This is a genomic window from Ruegeria sp. ABV4_181, assembly GCF_056158465.1.
Map to the genome: position 1 here is coordinate 1,186,134 of NZ_JBSWTI010000002.1, position 17,537 is coordinate 1,203,670.

The following is a 17,537-nucleotide window of genomic DNA, read 5'->3' on the forward strand; positions in this document are numbered from 1 at the left end:
GTAGCGGGGGAAAATCCCAGGGTGTGTGACGGCTGCGCGAATTGGACCTCGGACACAACCGCCACACGGAACGCAACAACAGTTGCGGGGAACAGGTAGAAGAAAAGTGCGTATTTGCGCAAGCCCTCTCGCCGGTCCCCGCCAGGAGGATTAGATGAAATCTCTCAAATCCACGCTCGCCGGATCGGTCGTATTTGCTGCCACGGCCACTTCCGCGTTGTCGGCTGAAGACACGATCAAGATCGGCGTCCTGCATTCGCTGTCGGGCACGATGGCGATCTCGGAAACCACGCTGAAAGACACCATGCTGATGTTGATCGACCAGCAAAACGCCAAGGGCGGCCTGCTGGGCAAACAGCTTGAAGCCGTCGTGGTCGATCCGGCATCCGACTGGCCGTTGTTCGCCGAAAAGGCGCGTGAGTTGCTGACCGTGCACGAGGTGGACGTGATCTTTGGCAACTGGACCTCGGTGAGCCGGAAATCGGTGCTGCCGGTGATCGAGGAACTGAACGGTCTGCTGTTCTACCCGGTTCAGTATGAGGGCGAAGAGTCTTCGAAGAATGTGTTTTACACCGGTGCCGCACCGAACCAGCAGGCGATCCCTGCGACCGACTATTTTCTGGAGGAACTGGGGGTCGAGAAAATTGCTCTGCTCGGCACAGACTATGTCTACCCCAGGACCACCAACAATATTCTGGAAAGCTATCTGAAGGGTAAAGGCATCGCGGACGAAGATATCTTCGTCAACTACACCCCCTTTGGCCATTCTGACTGGTCCAAGATCGTGGCAGACGTAGTCGCGCTGGGTGCGGATGGTAAAAAGGTCGGCGTGATCTCGACCATCAATGGCGACGCGAATATCGGTTTTTACAAGGAACTGGCCGCCGCTGGCGTTTCGGCGGATGACATTCCGGTGGTGGCCTTCTCGGTCGGCGAAGAGGAACTGTCGGGTTTGGATACAACCAACCTCGTCGGCCATCTGGCGGCGTGGAACTACTTCCAGTCTGCGGATACCGAGGCCAACGCCGAATTCGTCGAAACGTGGAAAGCCACCATGGGCGAAGACCGCGTGACCAATGATCCGATGGAGGCGCACTTCATCGGCTTCAACATGTGGGTAAACGCCGCGACCGAGGCCGGGTCGACCGAAGTCGACGCTGTGCGCGCTGCGATGTATGGCCAGGAGTTCCCGAACCTGACAGGCGGCACTGCCGTGATGCTGCCGAACCACCACCTGGCCAAGCCGGTTTTGATCGGTGAGATTCAGGAAGACGGTCAGTTTGATATCATCAGCGAAACCGACGTTGTGCCCGGCGACGCGTGGACCGACTTCCTGCCGGAATCGGCGGTGCTAAAGTCGGATTGGAAAGAGCTGGGTTGCGGTATGTACAACACCGAGACCGAGACCTGCGTTCAGACCCTGTCGAACTACTAAACGACACGCAAAGCGGGTGTGATGCCCGCCTTGCCCCTTAAGACACTCGGGTTTCACCACATGTTACGACTTTTCCTTGCGGGCCTCGCAATTCTATGCGCCTGCCTGACCGCCAACGCGCAAGAGGCGGGGCTGCAACCGATCCTGCAAGAGCATCAGGAGATCATCGCCAAAAGCTCGCGCAAGACGATCGGGCCTGCGATTGACGCGATTGTTACCAGCGGGTTGCCGCAAGCACAGGTGATGCTTGAGACTTGGGCCGCCAAGGACATGTGGATTCGCAAGTCGGATGGTCAGTTCTTTTCAGGAGAAAAGACCGAGGGGCGGTCTTATGAGTTGACCGATTTCGATACCGGCGAGGTCGTTGGTATCTTTGAGAAATCCGACCTGAAACAGCTGAAACCCAATAGCGGCATTCGTGCGCTGATCGGTACTGCGCTGGTGCAGTTCCAGTTGACCGACCCGGACCGCGCGAAACGTCTGTCCGCGTTGCAGTCCATCCAGCGCGATCCTGAAGGTGTTCTGCTGGAACCTCTGCGCGCGTCGATTGACGGCGAACCCGATGCCGGTCTGAAAGCCCGCAAGCAGCGACTGGAACGGCTGCTGACTATTGGCTACGACGCAGACCCGGCAGCGCGCGTAGCTGCGATAGAAGAGATGTCCGGCGATCTGGGGGTCGATGTGCGCGCGGCGCTGAACCCTCTGGTCTTCACCAGGCGGCAAGTGGCGGCCGAACCGCCCGCGAATGCCAATATCGCCACCATACTCGCCCCCGGCTCGGATACGTTGCCCGAGGCCGAAGCATATGATCTGCTCGTTGCAAACGATCTGGCGGCGCCGAAAGTGTCGCAGACCGATATCCGCTTGGCACTGGCTGCACACATCGACGGCGGTCGGGTTGGCGGTGTTCCGGTCGCCCAGCTCAACAGCAATGCTGCGCGCCTGCGGGCCTACAGCGCATTGGCTGATGCCGGGTTGGTACCGGACCTCGTTTCGCAAACCGATATCGACGCCGCTCTGGAAGCCTATGTGTTTTTTGAGGCCTACGCGGAGCCTTCCCCCGGGGTGACCGGAGCCGCCGAAAAGGCACTGGAACAGATCGAACTGAAGGTCGGCCTGAACCAGACACTCGATCTGACGCTCGATGCGATCTCGCTGGCGTCGATCTATTTCCTCGCCGCCATCGGCCTCGCCATCACCTTCGGTGTGATGGGCGTGATCAACATGGCCCATGGCGAATTCATCATGATGGGCGCTTACACTGGCTATGTCGTCCAGCAGTTTATCCCTGACCATACGCTTTCGATCATCGTCGCCATCCCGATGGCCTTCGCCGTCACCTTCGCCATGGGAGTCGCGATGGAGCGGCTGGTGATCCGCTGGCTCTATGCCCGTCCGCTGGAAACTCTGCTGGCGACCTTCGGCATCTCAATCGCCCTGCAGCAACTGGCCAAGAACATCTTCGGCACACAGGCTCGCCCGCTGACCGCGCCCGGCTGGCTGGACGGGGCATGGGTGCTGAACGATGTCGTCTCGATCAGCTATATCCGCATCGCGATCTTCGTTCTGGCGATGATCTTTCTGGGGCTGTTTCTGTACACCATGAAACGCACTCGCTTGGGGCTTGAGATGCGCGCCGTCACGCAGAACCCGCGCATGGCCGGGTCGATGGGCATCAATCCGGGGCGGGTGAATATGCTGACCTTTGGGCTGGGCTCGGGCATTGCCGGGATTGCGGGGGTTGCCATCGGACTGTTCGCCAAGGTGACGTCGGATCTGGGCAGCGACTATATCGTGCAAAGCTTCATGACAGTTGTGGTCGGCGGCGTCGGCAATATCTGGGGCGCGCTGGCGGGCGCGGGCATGATCGGCTTCCTGCAAAAGGGGATCGAGTGGATGAACCCCTCGAATACGCTCGCAGCGCAGACCTACATGATCATCTTCATCATCATTTTCATCCAGTTCCGGCCAAGGGGCATCATCGCCCTCAAAGGGCGTGCGGCGGGGGATTGAGCCATGGACCGCAGTTTTGTCGCCAAGAACCCCTCCGTACTGGTCTTTCTGGCCATCCTGTCGCTGTTCACTTTGGGCGTGACCGTCCTGTCCGAAGGGTTCGGGATCGGCGCTATCTCGACCAGTTTCGTCAAGACGCTGGGAAAGACCCTGTGCCTGTGCCTGATCGCTGTCGCGATGGATCTGGTCTGGGGCTTCACCGGTATCCTGTCGCTGGGCCATTTCGCCTTTTTCGGGCTGGGTGGCTACATGATCGGCATGTGGCTGATGTACGAGCGCACGCGCCTGATCGTGGTCGAGTCTTTGTCACAGGCCGATATCCCGCCAACGCCATCCGAGGTCGTGGACGCCATCGGTACGCAAATATTCGGTGTGGTCGGATCGTCGGATTTCCCACTGATCTGGGCCTTTTCCCATAGCCTGACCCTACAATTGATTCTGGTCGTGCTGGTGCCGGGCCTTCTGGCGCTGATCTTCGGCTGGCTGGCCTTCCGCAGCCGGGTGACCGGCGTGTATTTGTCGATCCTGACCCAAGCCATGACTCTGGCTCTGGCGCTGTACCTGTTCCAGAACGACAGCGGCTTGCGCGGCAACAACGGCCTTTCGGGCCTGCAGAACCTGCCCGGCGTCACTGCCTCACAGGACGTGGTATCGGTCTGGTTTCTCTGGGCCTCGGCACTGGCCTTGGGGCTGGGCTACATGCTGGCGGCGTGGATCGTATCGGGCAAGTTCGGCTCGGTGATCCGTGGCATCCGCGATAACGAGGCGCGGGTGCGGTTCCTTGGATACTCGGTCGAGGTCTACAAGCTGGCCGTTTTCACGCTAACCGCCTGCATCGCCGCCATCGCGGGCGCGCTTTATTACCCGCAGGCGGGCATCATCAACCCCGAGGAGATGGCCCCCATCGCCTCAATTTACCTGGCCGTCTGGGTCGCTATTGGTGGCAGAGGCCGCCTGTATGGAGCAGTGATCGGCGCGGCTTTCGTTAGTCTGCTGAGCACCTGGTTCACCGGCGGGCAGGCCCCGGATATCCCGCTGGGCTTTTACACGATCAAATGGGTCGACTGGTGGCAGGTGCTGCTGGGCGTGTCGTTCGTGCTGGTCACCCTGTTCGCCCCGCAAGGGATCGGAGGGTTGTTCGACCTGTGGACCAACCGCCGTCACCCCGACCGCCATGGCGCAAACCTAGGACCCGATGACGGTGCCCTGCAGGAAAAAGAGGCCATCGAATGAGCACGTTATTGGAAGTCAGCGGCGTTTCCGTCACTTTCGATGGGTTCCGGGCCATCAACAACCTGTCCTTTCGGATCGGTGAGGCGGAATTGCGTGCCGTGATCGGGCCGAACGGAGCCGGCAAGACCACGTTCATGGACATAATCACCGGCAAGACCCGGCCCGATGAAGGGCGCGTCATCTGGGGAGAAAAATCCGTGTCTTTGTTGCACATGACCGAGGCCAGGATCGCTCAGGCCGGCATCGGACGGAAGTTCCAGAAACCAACTGTTTTCGAAGACCAGACTGTGCAGGAAAACCTGCTGATGGCGCTGAAGAACAATCGCGGCTGGTTGAGGGCACTTTTCTACAGGCCCTCAAAGACCGATCTGGAGAAGGTCGAGCAGCTCGCGGCAGAGATTGGCCTCAAGGATGAACTGACCCGGAAATCGGGAGAGCTGAGCCATGGTCAGAAGCAATGGCTGGAGATCGGCATGTTGCTGGCGCAGGAACCGCGCTTGCTGTTGGTCGATGAACCCGCCGCCGGGATGACTCCGCAGGAACGCGAGCACACGACTGACCTTCTGGTGCAGTCGGCCAGGTCTCGCGCGGTGGTGGTTGTTGAACACGACATGGAGTTCGTTCGCCGCCTGAATTGCAAGGTTACCGTGCTGCACGAAGGTTCTGTTCTGGCCGAGGGGTCTCTGGACCATGTGACATCCAATCGGGACGTCATCGACGTCTATCTGGGGCGCTGAGCGATGTTGAAACTAACCGATCTGACCTTGCATTACGGGCATTCGCAAATACTCAACGGCATCTCGATGCGGGCTGAAAAGGGTGAGGTGACCTGTGTGATGGGCACCAATGGCGTCGGCAAGACCAGCCTGATCAAAGCCATATCCGGCACGCACTCTCGCTCGGGCGGAATGTTGCGTCTGAACGGTGAAGACCTGGGCATCCTGCCCGCACATCGCATGGCCTGGAAGGGCGTCGCCTATGTGCCACAGGGCCGCGAGATATTTCCGTTGTTGAGTGTGCGCGAAAATCTGGAAACCGGCTTTGCCTGTTTACCCGCCAATGCGCATTTCGTTCCGGACGAGATTTTCGACCTGTTTCCGGTTCTCAGGAAAATGCAGAACCGGCGCGGCGGCGATCTGTCCGGCGGACAGCAACAACAACTGGCCATCGCACGGGCGCTGATCACGCGGCCAAAGCTTCTGTTGCTGGACGAGCCCACCGAAGGCATCCAGCCCAACATCATCCAGCAAATCGGAGAGGTCATCCGCCACCTCAGAGAACAGGGTAAAATGGCGATTGTCCTGGTTGAGCAGTATTTCGATTTCGCATATGACCTCGCCGATAGATTTGTCGTCCTCAGACGCGGCGCGGTTCTGACCTCCGGCGCCAAGTCGGAACTCTCACGCGATCAGGTATTGCGGGGGGTTACGGTTTAGCAACTGTGGCTGGCGAACATCGACCGGCCCCCTTATCCGGGGCTTTCCCTTGATATTCATTTGCAAATCGGCGGCGCATTTTGAATAGGTTGATATGCCTGTTCTAACGGCAATGGACATACGCGTTTTGCGCCGGGCAATGTCCCGTAACGCTGACCGTCCAGCCGCCGGATGCAGGCAAGGATAATGAGGATTGAATGGCCAACAGATCTGTCTCACGCCGCGCGCTGCTGAAAACCGGTGCTGCCGCAACCGGTGGTCTGGCCCTGCCCACGATCTTTACCGCCGCGTCAGTCGCCGCTTATACGAATGAGCCGACGGGCCCTTCGGTGGTTTTTGGCTTCAATGTCCCGCTGACCGGACCTTATGTCGATGAGGGCGAGGACCAGTTGCGCGCGCAGCAACTGGCCGTTGACCACCTGAACGGCATTGGCGACGGCGGGTGTCGGAGCACCTTTACCTCCAAGGCGCTGACGGGGAACGGAGTCCTTGGAAAAAAGGTCGAATTTGTCACCGGTGACACGCAAACCAGATCGGACGTGGCGCGAAAGTCTGCCAAATCTATGATCGAAAATGACGGCGCGGTCATGATCGGCGGCGGGTCGTTTTCGGGCGTAGCGATTGCGGTTCAGGACCTCTGTCAGCAGGCGGGCGTTGTCTTCATGGCCGGTCAGACCCATTCCAACGACGTGACCGGCAGGGATCGAAAGGCCAATGGGTTCCGTCATTTCTTCAATGCGCAAATGTCGGCCGACGCGCTGGCCCCGGTACTGGCGACCGAACTGGGCCGTGAACGCCGCGCCTATCACCTGACAGCCGATTACAACTGGGGACGCAGCCAGGAAAAGGCGATGGTCGCATCGACCGAGGCCGTGGGGTGGGAAACGGTCAAATTCTTGCGGACGACGCTTGCGACAACGGATTTTTCACCCTTCATGCCCCTTATCCTGGAGTCGGGCGCAGATGTGCTGGTTCTGAACCATTACGGCGGCAGTATGGTGAACGCGCTGGTCAGCGCGATGCAGTTCGGTTTGCGTGATCAGGTTGCCAACGGCAGGGATTTCCGGATCGTCGTGCCGCTGGTCACTGAACTGACGGCCGCCGTGGCGGGGGAAAGCATCAAAGGTGTGATGGGTTCGGTGAACTGGAACTGGCAGTTGCAGGACGAAGGCACAAAGGCATTTGTCAACTCGTTTCAGGCGAAATACGGCAAGCCCCCTTCGAATGCGGCGCAGACCTGTTACGCGCAGACTCTGCTGTATGCCGACGCCTGCGAACGCGCAGGAACTTTCAACCCCTGCGGCGTGATCAAAGCTTTGGAGGATTTTGAATTTGGCGGGCTTGGCAACGGCCCGACCTTGTATCGCGGTGCCGATCACCAGTGCTTTAAGGATGTTCCTGTGGTGCAGGGCAGCGAAGCCCCCACCAATGCACACGACACGCTTCAGATCGTTGGGGTGACGCCACGCGCACAGGTCACCTATGACCCCGGGCATCCGATGTTCGACGGCGGCTTCCTCGGCACCTGCAATTCAGGCGCATAAGCCGGCCAGTGGCTGGCTGAGTTGCTGATCCCGTCCCGGGCAGGATTCGCGTGACAGGCAGCGAGTATTGGGCGCTTTGCACCCGGTTCACGTATTTTCGTCGATGAATGCAAGAAAAAGTCGCTGCGATTTCAACGTCATCTCGGGGTCTACGGGAATCCCCCAATATCTAGTTTCGGACCGATTCGTTAAGTATTGATTATCGAAAGGGTCATTCCGGACCATACCACTTTTCCCCCTGTGAGGGGCTGGCTTCTTACCCCCTCGGCCGGCCCCTCAGTCACCCTCCGGATACCGTTTCCATTCATCCCTGAGACGGCTTGGGCCAGGCTCCTGTTCAGGTGGTCTGGCTCAGCTTTTGCACCACCTCGCGGACCAGCGCGGGCAACTCGGATGCGTCGCCATAACTGGCGGTGTGGGCGATATCCGCGACAGGTGTTTTTCGGTATCCGTTGGTAAACAGCAAAAACGGAACCCGCGCCCGCCGGGCGGTTTCGGCGTCAACTTCGCTGTCTCCGACAAAGAGACGGGGGCCGGAGGGCGCGACGGCGTCAAAGCTGGCCTCAAGATGTGCCGGGTCCGGTTTGCGGGTGCTCAGACTATCGCCGCCAAGGACGGCATCGAAATAATGCGCAAGGTCCAGAGCTTGCAGAACATGGCGCGCTGGTCCTTCAGGTTTGTTTGTGCACACGCCCAGAACGCATCCCATCGCGCGCAGTTGATCCAGCGCCTGCGGTATACCGGCATAGGCAACCGTCTTGACGCAGGCAGCGGCATTGTAATGTGCCAAGGTTTGCCGGGTCAGATCCGCATGGTGGTCCATCGGCAGGCCGCAATGGCGGATGACACGTTCAACCAGTTTGGGCAGGCCGTTGCCCACAAAATGTTTCACCGTTTCCTGTGGCAGTTGCGCGACACCGGCGTCCTGCAACATCCTGTTCGCAGCCCCTGCGATATCGGGAAGGCTGTCCACAAGGGTTCCGTCCAGATCGAACATGATTGTCGCGCGCATCTGCTGCCTCATTGCATGGATATCTGCGCAACACGTATCGCGCCGGACAAACCTGCGCAATCTATGTGGTGCCGTATAACGGGGCTTGACATACCTGACTAAAATAATCAGATTAAATGGGAAGCTATCAGCCAACCCTCAGCCGGGTCAGCCAGATCGACCAAAAACGCGAACAGACTATGGCTTTCGCCCGAAAACTTCTGGAGTTGTCCTGATGAATGTGCAGAACCCGAATCCCGGCCAGTCCTATGCGGTTTCCATGCTTCCGGCTCATAAGGCCGAAGACCTGACCAAAGGTGGGAATCTGGCCCATATCGAACTGGGCGACCAGCTGTACACGCTGCGCATCACGCGGGCCGGTAAACTGATCCTGACGAAATGAGCGCGCCTTCGTCACGCGGCGGGGCTGCGGTGGGGCGGCTGTCCGATCTGACCCCGATCGAAGCCGGTGCCGTCATGTACCTGCGATTGTGGAGCGACGGCGCGCACGGTCGCAGAGATGCGGCGCATGATTTCGAGATCGCGCTGGGCGTCGATCAGGGCCAAGCCACGATGATGACGCTGGACCGGTTATGCGCTCTCTGCGCCCAACACGGCCGGCGGCCATTGGTTCGCCACGGGCTGAACTGTTCCTGCCTGGGTGCGGATGAAAACTGCTTCGCCCAGATGATCGCCGCAGCATCTGAAGGCGCCCGTGAAGACGCGATGATGATGGCGTCGCTGATCGTGCGCCCTGATTTTGCGCCGGCGCTGGCGTCATTGTCCGAAGAGCTCGGTCTGGCCCTGCGACGAATGACGGCATCAATCCCGGTGCCGACAACCGGCCATCAGACCCCCTCGGCCATGCTGCACTGAGCGGTGATGGCGCAGCCCCGGCAACATTTGCCGGGGTCGCAGCTCAGCAGCACCCGCACCCGGCATGGTGATGGTCGTGATCGCACGCGGGTGCCGGGGCATAGTCGCCGACTTCGGACAGAACTTCGCGCAGCGCCCACAGGATCATGTCCACATCCTCGGCCTCGATGGTCAGGGGCGGGCGGATCTTCAGGATATTGTCCTTGGGACCTTCGCTGCCAATCAGGATACGGTGATCGCGCATCCGGTTCTTGACGTATTTGCAGATTTCCGTGCCTTCCGACCCGTCCGGGTTGATCAGTTCCACCCCCAGAAACAGACCCATGCCGCGCACGTCGCCGACGCAGGTGAAATCGGCCTCGATCCGGCGCAGCCCTTCCATCAGACGCGCGCCCATGATGCGGGCATTCTCCTGCAACCCTTCGTCATCGACGATGTCCAGCACCTCTTTGCCGATCCGGCAGGACAGGGTCGAGCCGCCAAAGGTCGAGAAAAACTCGATCCCGTTGTCAAAGCTCTGCGCGATTTCCCTGGTCGTGACCAGCACGCCTAGTGGATGGCCGTTGCCGATGGGTTTGCCCAAAACAACGATATCCGGCAGCGCGCCCTGATGTTCAAAGCCGAAATAGTACTCGCCCAGCCGTCCGAGTCCGGTTTGAACTTCATCGGCGATGCAAACCCCGCCGGCGGCCCGGATTTTCTCATAAACCGCAGGCAGATAGCCCTTGGGGGGGATGATCTGACCACCGACCGAGGGGAAGGTCTCGGCGATGAATCCGGCCACGCCCTGTCCCTTGTCCTGCAAGGCGGCAATCGCGGGGTCTACGAGGTCAGCGTATTTCTGGGCGCAGTTGGGATCGTCACGTTTGAACGACCCCCGATAATCGTCCGCCACCTCGACCAGTTCGACCCAATCGGCCTGACCGATCCCTCCGGGTTTATTGAACTTATAGGCCGAGATCGCAACGGCTGCATTGGTGTTGCCATGATAGCCGTGATCCGGTGTCACGATTCCCTTGGCCCCGGTATGCGCGCGGGCCAGCCGCAGGGCCAGTTCGTTCGCCTCGGTGCCCGAGTTGACGAAGAAACAGACCTGAAGATGATCGGGCAGCTTTGACAGGATCTTGTCAGCAAATGCCGTCTGAGCCGGGTGAAGATAGCGGGTGTTGGAATTCATCCGCTTCAACTGATCGGCCGCGACCGCCTGAATGCGCGGATGCGCGTGACCCACATGAGGCACGTTGTTGTAGGCGTCCAGATAAGGGCGCCCCCATTCGTCGAACAGATGGTGCTTCCAACCACGCACCAGCATCACCGGATCGTCATAAGTCAGCGACAGATTGCCGCCGAAATGATCCTGCCGCCCCTGCAGGATCGCCTGCTTGTCGGTCGGCCGATAGAACACCTTGTCATCCGGCAGGTTCAGCAAGGCCGCCGGGTTGGGGCAGACCGCGTGCCAGAGGTCCATCTCGTCAGGATCACCAACCCCCGGCCAGTCGTTTTGCATCCCGTCCGTGGTCAGGGCCAGCTGGAAATGCACGTGAGGCACCCAACCGCCGTTTTCGCTGGCATCGCCGAGCCGAGCAAAGGCTGCACCCTGCGCCACCGGATCGCCCGGTTTCAGCCGGTCGCAGACCTCAGGGTCCAGATGACCATAGAGCGTATAGAACGGATCACCTTCGGGCGTTTCATGATGCAGGATCACGACACCGCCATAGTCCAGATGCGCCGCGCGGTTCTCGACCGCCTCGACCCGTCCGCTCATCGGCGCGTGCAATACAGTACCCGCCGGGGCAAACACATCCACGGCCAGATGAACGGTGCGCCGGTCCGACGCCTTCCATGGCCCTTTGCGAAACCCGGGCTCTGTATAGATCAGACGCGGTTCGTTGTAATAGCCCAGCCACAGGCCCTCGCCAAACTCCTCCCCCACACGCGCGGCCTCTTCCAGAGGCATGTGAAACGGGTTTTGAGGCCAGGTCGCGTTCTCTACCGACAGCGATCCCGTTGTGGCTTCGTTCAGGTCCTGCGCCATCATCTCGGCAAACTGACCACGATGCTCCGAAAGGTAGGCATGAATACGTTCCGCCCCATCCGTCACGGGCAATCCACAGGCCGCCCGCAGCCGTGCTGACATCAGCCCGCCATTGACAGTTCCGTTCTCAAGGAACCGCCACGCGGGCGCCTGGCTGATTGTCACGTAAGGATCGTCCGGATTTTCCGAGGCCATCAGGGTCGAATTCACGACCGACACGGCCAGCCGCATCCGCAGCAGAGGCCAAATCAGATCGACCTCATCCGCCCGCAGCCGGTTGGCCGCGTGGTATCCGCGCACCAATGCGGCCAGCGCCCGCTCGGGCCTGGGGTGGTCCAGCACGACATACGCGCCCGCTATGGCCAGATCGCAGACGCGCGGGGCTGAACACATGTCGCCCAGATCGATCAGCCCGGATATGCTCTGCCGCTGGCCCAATTCGCCTTCGACCAGAATGTTATAGTCATTTGCGTCGTTGTGGATCGCCTGTGCAGGCAGGTGCGCCAACTGATCCGCTATCGCGGTGAACCCGTCGCAAATATCCGCCAATATCGCCCGCCGCGCAGGGTCGGTTGCGACGTCGAGCTGGTCCGCGACCCAACCGGCCTGTGTCAGGTCCCATTTGAAATCGGACCGGTGCAGGCCGTCATGGGCAAAGCGTTCCAACGCCTTGTCGGTTGCGCCCAGCACCCGGCCCAATTTCAGGATCAGTTCCCCGGATTTGGGCGCAGCTTTGGCATAGCATTGCCCCGGCAGACATTCGAGCAGCCACACAAGCCGCTTTTGGCCCAGCATATCTGCAATTTCCGGCAGCATATTCCCGTTCAGATCAGGAAATACCTCGGGAAACGGCAATCCCGGAGCTGCGGATGCGATATGCGCCAGCGCTTTGACCTGCAGGTCGACAAGGTCAGCCTCGCAACCTGCGCGCATCACCTTCAGTACATAGTCCCGTCCGTTGGTGGCTCGGACCAGAAAGTTCTGGTCATATTCCCCATCCAGCCGTGTCAGCCCGGCCTCCAGCCCCCAATGCCGGTGCAGGGCCTCAGCCCAGAAAGCACATGTGTCGCTCATATCAGATCCCGTCCTGTCTGCACCGTGATCCTCTTCATCTGGCTAAAAATACCTTCGGGGGTGAATTGGCCCGGGGGGCCAAGAGGGGGCAGACAGCCCCCTTTCTTCAGTCCAATGCGCGCAACCGTTTGAACAGCGAAGACGTGTCCCACCGTCCACCGCCCAGTTTCTGCACGTCCTTGTAGAACTGATCCACCAGGGCGGTCACCGGAAGCGAGGCGCCGGTTTCGTTTGCCGTCGCCAGACAGATCCCCAGATCTTTTCGCATCCAGTCGACCGCAAACCCGTGTTCAAAGTGATCGTCCAGCATGGTTTCATACCGGTTTGCCATCTGCCAGCTGCCCGCGGCGCCCTGGCTGATCACCTCGACCACGGAACGTCCGTCCAGCCCGGCTTTTTCGGCGAAATGCAGCGCTTCGCTCAGGCCCTGAACCAGCCCGGCGATGGCGATCTGGTTGCACATCTTGGTCATTTGACCCGCCCCGCAATCACCGATGCGGCGACAGATTTTGGCATAGACCTGCATGATCGGCTCGGCCGTATCAAAGGCTGCCGCATCACCGCCGCACATGATCGACAGAACGCCATTTTCAGCCCCGGCCTGCCCGCCCGAGATCGGGGCGTCGACAAAGGCGATGCCCCGCGACTTTCCGGCCTCAAACAACTCGCGCGTCACCTTCGCGGAAACGGTTGTGTGGTCCACAAAGATCGCCCCTTCGGTCATTCCGTGGAACGCACCGTCTTCGCCGGTGCATACCATTCGAAGATCGTCGTCATTGCCAACACAGGACATCACGAATTCAGCACCCTCTGCCGCCTCGCGCGGTGTAGTTGCCAATGCGCCGCCAAACTGCGCCACCCAGGCCTCGGCCTTAGCGGCGGTGCGGTTGTAAACCGTTACCTCATGACCCGCTGTCTGAAGGTGACCGGCCATGGGATACCCCATGACGCCCAGACCCAAGAACGCGACTTTTGCCATTTGGTGATCCTCTCTGCTGTCCGGCGGCCGGCTTTTTCATCGGGCCGGAATGTTACGCAGAGACAAAGCAAAGCTGCGGCCAAAGGGCAACCCCGTGCTAACCGTTGCCACCCAAATCCTGCAGGATCGGGCAATCGGGTCGGTCATCCCCGGCGCAGGCGTCGATCAGGTGACCCAGCGTGTCGCGCATCGCGTTCAGGTCGGCGATCTTGGCCTCGATCTGGGCCAGATGCGCCCGAGCCACCTTTTTGACGTCCGCGCTGGCGCGGGTTTCGTCTTCGTACAGTGCCATCAGGGTGCGGCAATCCTCGATGGTGAAGCCCAGAGCGCGGGCGCGGCCCAGAAAGTTCAGTTTATGTACGTCGCTGTCGCGGAACCTGCGATAGCCGTTGTCGTCGCGCAAAGGTCTGATCAGGTCGATATCTTCATAATAGCGGATCGTCTTGGCGGGCAGGCCGGTCCGGGTTGCAACATCTCCGATATTCATGAGGTCACCGTTTGGGTTGTATGTTCGCTTGGGCCATCCGGCAGGTTGGGCCGGACGCGGCGCAACCGCAGCGCATTCGAGACAACGAAGACGCTCGACAGCGCCATGGCCCCTGCTGCCAGAGCGGGCGACAGAAGATGGCCACTGAATGGGAACAGCACGCCGGCGGCCACGGGGATCAGCAGGATGTTGTAGCCAAAGGCCCAGACCAGGTTCTGCCGGATGTTGCGCATGGTTCTGCGGCTGATGTCCACCGCGTTCGCGACGCCGCGCAGGTCGCCGGACATCAGAACCACGTCCGCCGTTTCGATTGCGACATCGGTACCTGTGCCGATGGCCACACCGATATCTGCCGCCGCCAGAGCCGGGGCGTCGTTGATGCCGTCGCCGACAAAGGCCAACGTGCCGAAGTGGTCGCGCAAGGCGTTGATTGCAGACAGCTTGCCATCGGGCAGCACCTCGGCCGTGACGTGGTCGATGCCCAGCCTGTCAGCCAGTGCCTGTGCTGTGCGAGCATTGTCGCCCGTCACCATCGCCAGCGTCAGGCCCATCGCATGCAACCGGTCCAGCGCCTGTGCGGTGCCGGGTTTGACGGGGTCGGACACGGTCAGCAAAGCCGCCGCCAGACCGTCAATCGCAACAAACAGAGGTGTGGCCCCTTCAGCCGCACGCCGCTCTGCCTCAGGTGTCAAATCGGTCAGATCCACGCTGTTGCGCGCCATCCATCTGGGTGAACCGATCAGCAGATTGCGCCCTTCGACAACCGCCTGAACCCCCAGACCGGTATGGGATGCAAAATCCGAAGGCGCCGGCTGTTCCGATGGACCTGCGCGGGTGATCGCGGTCGCGATCGGATGTTCCGACCGCGCCTCGACCGCAGCGGCCAGTCGCAGCACGTCGTCGCGTTCAAAACCGTTGGCCGTCAGAACGCTTTCCAATTCGGGCCGTCCCATTGTCAGAGTGCCCGTCTTGTCCAGTGCGACGACCCTGGCCTGCTGTAGCTGCTGCAACGCGTCGCCCTTGCGAAACAGCACGCCCAGTTCTGCGGCGCGGCCGGTGCCCACCATGATCGATGTCGGTGTGGCCAGCCCCATGGCGCAGGGGCAGGCAATGATCAGCACGGAAACGCCGGTGACCAATGCCATCGGCAAAGCAGGTGCAGGGCCAAAGATCAGCCAGATGGCAATCGTCGACAGGGCCACGCCAATCACCGCGGGCACGAACCAGGCGGTGATCCGGTCCACAAGCCCCTGAATCGGCAGCTTGGCGCCCTGCGCCTGTTCCACCATATGAATCACCTGTGCCAGCACTGTATCCGCCCCAACCCGCGTGGCGCGAACACGCAGCGCACCGGTGCCATTGACAGTGCCGCCCACCACCTGATCCGAAGGGGATTTGCCCACCGGCACCGGCTCACCCGTGATCATGCTTTCATCGACATAAGAGGTGCCTTCAAGCACCTCGGCGTCCACGGGAACACGCTCCCCGGGGCGGATTTGCACGATATCGCCGGTCACGATGTCGGAAATCGGGCGGTCCAGCGTCACGCCGTCCAATTCGACCCGCGCTGTTTTGGGCTGCAACCCCACCAGTTTGCGGATCGCGGCCCCGGTCCGGCCCTTGGCCCGGGCCTCCATCACGCGTCCCAGCAGGATGAGGACCACAATGACCGAGGCCGCTTCGAAATACACGTTGGCGCTGCTCTGCGGCAGAACCTGCGGCGCGAAGGTTGCCGTGACCGAATAGAGATAGGCAGCACCGGTCCCCAATGCGACCAGCGCATTCATATCAGGCGATCCGCGCAACAGGGCGGGGATGCCTTTTGCATAAAACACCCGCCCGGGTCCCAGCAACAGCACCGAGGTCAGCGCGAACTGAATCAGGTGACTGGCCTGCGTTCCTATGGTCGTGTGCACCCAATGGTGGAAGGCAGGTATCATATGACCACCCATTTCCAGCACGAATACCGGCAGTGCCAGAACCGCCGCAAATACTGTTGCGCGCGTCAGGGCACTGGCCTCGGCCGTTTTCTCGCTATCGGTCCTGTCTTCGCTGATGCTATCGGCCACGCGGGCGGGATATCCGGCATCCTCCGACAGTTTGGCAAGATTTCGGGGATCGGTTGCTCCGTCAATGTAGGTGACGGTTGCGCTTTCGGTCGCCAGATTGACCCGCGCCTCGATCACGGCCGGATCGGTCAACAGTGCCTTTTCGATCCTGCCCACGCATGAGGCGCAACTCATACCGCCGATTTTCAGGGTCGTCTGCCGGGTCGCAGCCGGATACCCGGCGCCGGACAACGCGTCGGTCAACGCATTGACCGGACCGTCATGCGCAACCTGCGCGGACCCGGTCGCAAAATTCACCGATGCTTCGGTCACGCCGGGAACGCCGTGCAGGGCGGATTCCACCCTACCTACGCAAGAGGCACATCCCATACCTGTAATCTTCAACTGGATCGTTTGTGGAGCGGCCATCCGACTCATCCTGCGCTATCATTACCCTCCAGATGAGGGTTCCAGTCACGGGAAGGTCAAGAGGTAAGGTGATCTTTCTTTGATGGCAAGACGCCGGACCGCCGAAAAAACAGGACTTACCGACGCGCCAGCTGCTCCAGCAGAAGCGAATTGTACAACCCGGGCGGAGATGTGCGCACAGCTTCCGGCGACGCAAAAAACCCAAGCATCAGAGCCGCGGAAAACAACACAAAGCCTACAAGGCAAACGCTGGCGACATTTAACGTAGAACGCGGCATGATGGGGCTTCCTTGTAGAAATGACGTGCTGCCGTTTCGGACCCGGTCGGGTCAGGACAGGTTTGCCAGTTGCTGTTTCAACTTTTCGTTTTCGGCCTGTAGCCGCGCCAGTTGCACCCCGAGTTCATTCAGGTGCGGACGAAGCTCGGCTTCGGTAAAGCGGGGCGTTATGTGGCGCGGGCAATTCCAGTCCAGCGCCTCGACATGGATAATGGCGGCCCGTTCAGCAGGGGCCTCTGCGTCGTCGGGGTAAAGGCCAGCGGCTGCGGCAGCGCCCTCGGAGAATTCAACGCGTCCCAGTATCTTGAGGCGCACCCGGTTGGCATAATCCATCAGGATCATGGCGATCCGGTCGTTGCCGTCCAGATTCCCGCGCGAAATATACTGTTTGTTGCCCGAGAAATCGGCATAGCCGAGGGTCCGGGCACCCAAAACCTTCAAAAACCCGCCCGGCCCGCCGCGATACTGAACATAGGGCCAGCCGGTCTCGGACACGGTGGCCTGATAGAACCCGTCCCGCGCCTCGATAAATGCTTTCTCCGCCTGGCCAATCTCATGCCCCTGCTGCGGGCCGCCCGCGATGAACCGCGCGTAGGTTTTCGCAGAGCCCATCCGCTCCTGATGGGCGCGGACGGCAGGGGTGAAGGTCAGTTCGGAAAACGCGCGTGGCATCGGATGT

General features: G+C 60.5%; 14 protein-coding genes. 8 read left to right on the forward strand and 6 right to left on the reverse strand.

The window, feature by feature from the left end:
- Positions 1-154: 154 nt before the first annotated feature.
- The 6 genes from urtA (at position 155) to ACXAC3_RS06025 (ending at position 7,661) form a co-directional block, all read left to right on the forward strand.
- On the forward strand, positions 155-1,435 hold the full coding sequence (gene urtA / locus ACXAC3_RS06000; RefSeq protein WP_475157858.1) for an urea ABC transporter substrate-binding protein: 1,281 nt from the start codon (positions 155-157) through the stop codon (positions 1,433-1,435).
- 60 nt (positions 1,436-1,495) lie between these two features.
- Positions 1,496-3,448 carry an urea ABC transporter permease subunit UrtB gene (urtB, locus tag ACXAC3_RS06005; protein ID WP_475157859.1) on the forward strand — a complete coding sequence of 651 codons (1,953 nt, stop codon included), beginning with the start codon at positions 1,496-1,498 and terminating at the stop codon, positions 3,446-3,448.
- 3 nt (positions 3,449-3,451) lie between these two features.
- Positions 3,452-4,681 carry an urea ABC transporter permease subunit UrtC gene (urtC, locus tag ACXAC3_RS06010; protein WP_475157860.1) on the forward strand — a complete coding sequence of 410 codons (1,230 nt, stop codon included), beginning with the start codon at positions 3,452-3,454 and terminating at the stop codon, positions 4,679-4,681.
- Positions 4,678-5,418, forward strand: coding sequence for an urea ABC transporter ATP-binding protein UrtD (urtD, locus tag ACXAC3_RS06015; protein ID WP_475157861.1), 741 nt, complete (start codon positions 4,678-4,680; stop codon positions 5,416-5,418). The genes urtC and urtD overlap by 4 nt, the downstream gene beginning before the upstream one ends.
- Before the next feature lie 3 nt (positions 5,419-5,421).
- On the forward strand, positions 5,422-6,117 hold the full coding sequence (urtE, locus tag ACXAC3_RS06020; RefSeq protein ID WP_475157862.1) for an urea ABC transporter ATP-binding subunit UrtE: 696 nt from the start codon (positions 5,422-5,424) through the stop codon (positions 6,115-6,117).
- Positions 6,118-6,314: 197 nt separating this feature from the next.
- Positions 6,315-7,661, forward strand: a complete 1,347-nt coding sequence (locus ACXAC3_RS06025; protein WP_475157863.1) for a substrate-binding protein — start codon at positions 6,315-6,317, stop codon at positions 7,659-7,661.
- A 337-nt stretch (positions 7,662-7,998) separates the two neighbouring features.
- Here the strand turns inward: ACXAC3_RS06025 and gph are convergent, their stop codons facing one another.
- Positions 7,999-8,673, reverse strand: coding sequence for a phosphoglycolate phosphatase (gene gph / locus ACXAC3_RS06030; protein WP_475157864.1), 675 nt, complete (start codon positions 8,671-8,673; stop codon positions 7,999-8,001).
- A gap of 214 nt (positions 8,674-8,887) precedes the next feature.
- Between gph and hemP the strand changes: the two genes are divergently transcribed.
- On the forward strand, positions 8,888-9,055 hold the full coding sequence (gene hemP / locus ACXAC3_RS06035) for a hemin uptake protein HemP (RefSeq protein ID WP_475157865.1): 168 nt from the start codon (positions 8,888-8,890) through the stop codon (positions 9,053-9,055).
- Positions 9,052-9,528, forward strand: a complete 477-nt coding sequence (locus tag ACXAC3_RS06040; RefSeq protein WP_475157866.1) for a hypothetical protein — start codon at positions 9,052-9,054, stop codon at positions 9,526-9,528. Before hemP ends, ACXAC3_RS06040 begins: the two co-directional genes overlap by 4 nt.
- A 43-nt stretch (positions 9,529-9,571) precedes the next feature.
- Here ACXAC3_RS06040 and ACXAC3_RS06045 read toward each other — a convergent pair whose 3' ends face one another.
- The 5 genes from ACXAC3_RS06045 to ACXAC3_RS06065 all read right to left on the reverse strand — a co-directional run bounded on the left by ACXAC3_RS06045 (position 9,572) and on the right by ACXAC3_RS06065 (position 17,530).
- Positions 9,572-12,637, reverse strand: coding sequence for an aminotransferase class III-fold pyridoxal phosphate-dependent enzyme (locus ACXAC3_RS06045; RefSeq protein ID WP_475157867.1), 3,066 nt, complete (start codon positions 12,635-12,637; stop codon positions 9,572-9,574).
- Between the two features lie 106 nt (positions 12,638-12,743).
- The gene (locus tag ACXAC3_RS06050) at positions 12,744-13,616 is read right to left on the reverse strand and encodes an NAD(P)-dependent oxidoreductase (protein ID WP_475157868.1); all 873 of its coding nucleotides are present in this window, start codon (positions 13,614-13,616) and stop codon (positions 12,744-12,746) included.
- Positions 13,617-13,713: 97 nt separating this feature from the next.
- Complete coding sequence (gene cueR / locus ACXAC3_RS06055; RefSeq protein WP_475157869.1) at positions 13,714-14,103, reverse strand: Cu(I)-responsive transcriptional regulator; 390 nt, start codon at positions 14,101-14,103, stop codon at positions 13,714-13,716.
- Positions 14,100-16,580: a heavy metal translocating P-type ATPase gene (locus ACXAC3_RS06060; protein ID WP_475157870.1), complete on the reverse strand. Its 2,481-nt coding sequence runs from the start codon at positions 16,578-16,580 to the stop codon at positions 14,100-14,102. Before ACXAC3_RS06060 ends, cueR begins: the two co-directional genes overlap by 4 nt.
- 329 nt (positions 16,581-16,909) lie before the next feature.
- Positions 16,910-17,530, reverse strand: coding sequence for a pyridoxamine 5'-phosphate oxidase family protein (locus tag ACXAC3_RS06065; protein ID WP_475157871.1), 621 nt, complete (start codon positions 17,528-17,530; stop codon positions 16,910-16,912).
- Positions 17,531-17,537 lie beyond the last annotated feature (7 nt).

Excerpts from the sequence above, each read along its gene's own strand:
- hemP (WP_475157865.1), top strand. The coding sequence starts at position 8,888 with ATGAATGTGCAGAACCCGAATCCCGGCCAGTCCTATGCGGTTTCCATG.
- urtB (WP_475157859.1), top strand. The coding sequence starts at position 1,496 with ATGTTACGACTTTTCCTTGCGGGCCTCGCAATTCTATGCGCCTGCCTG.
- urtA (WP_475157858.1), top strand. The coding sequence starts at position 155 with ATGAAATCTCTCAAATCCACGCTCGCCGGATCGGTCGTATTTGCTGCC.
- ACXAC3_RS06040 (WP_475157866.1), top strand. The coding sequence starts at position 9,052 with ATGAGCGCGCCTTCGTCACGCGGCGGGGCTGCGGTGGGGCGGCTGTCC.
- ACXAC3_RS06065 (WP_475157871.1), bottom strand. The coding sequence starts at position 17,530 with ATGCCACGCGCGTTTTCCGAACTGACCTTCACCCCTGCCGTCCGCGCC.
- urtE (WP_475157862.1), top strand. The coding sequence starts at position 5,422 with ATGTTGAAACTAACCGATCTGACCTTGCATTACGGGCATTCGCAAATA.
- urtD (WP_475157861.1), top strand. The coding sequence starts at position 4,678 with ATGAGCACGTTATTGGAAGTCAGCGGCGTTTCCGTCACTTTCGATGGG.
- gph (WP_475157864.1), bottom strand. The coding sequence starts at position 8,673 with ATGCGCGCGACAATCATGTTCGATCTGGACGGAACCCTTGTGGACAGC.
- cueR (WP_475157869.1), bottom strand. The coding sequence starts at position 14,103 with ATGAATATCGGAGATGTTGCAACCCGGACCGGCCTGCCCGCCAAGACG.
- ACXAC3_RS06025 (WP_475157863.1), top strand. The coding sequence starts at position 6,315 with ATGGCCAACAGATCTGTCTCACGCCGCGCGCTGCTGAAAACCGGTGCT.
- ACXAC3_RS06060 (WP_475157870.1), bottom strand. The coding sequence starts at position 16,580 with ATGGCCGCTCCACAAACGATCCAGTTGAAGATTACAGGTATGGGATGT.
- ACXAC3_RS06045 (WP_475157867.1), bottom strand. The coding sequence starts at position 12,637 with ATGAGCGACACATGTGCTTTCTGGGCTGAGGCCCTGCACCGGCATTGG.
- urtC (WP_475157860.1), top strand. The coding sequence starts at position 3,452 with ATGGACCGCAGTTTTGTCGCCAAGAACCCCTCCGTACTGGTCTTTCTG.
- ACXAC3_RS06050 (WP_475157868.1), bottom strand. The coding sequence starts at position 13,616 with ATGGCAAAAGTCGCGTTCTTGGGTCTGGGCGTCATGGGGTATCCCATG.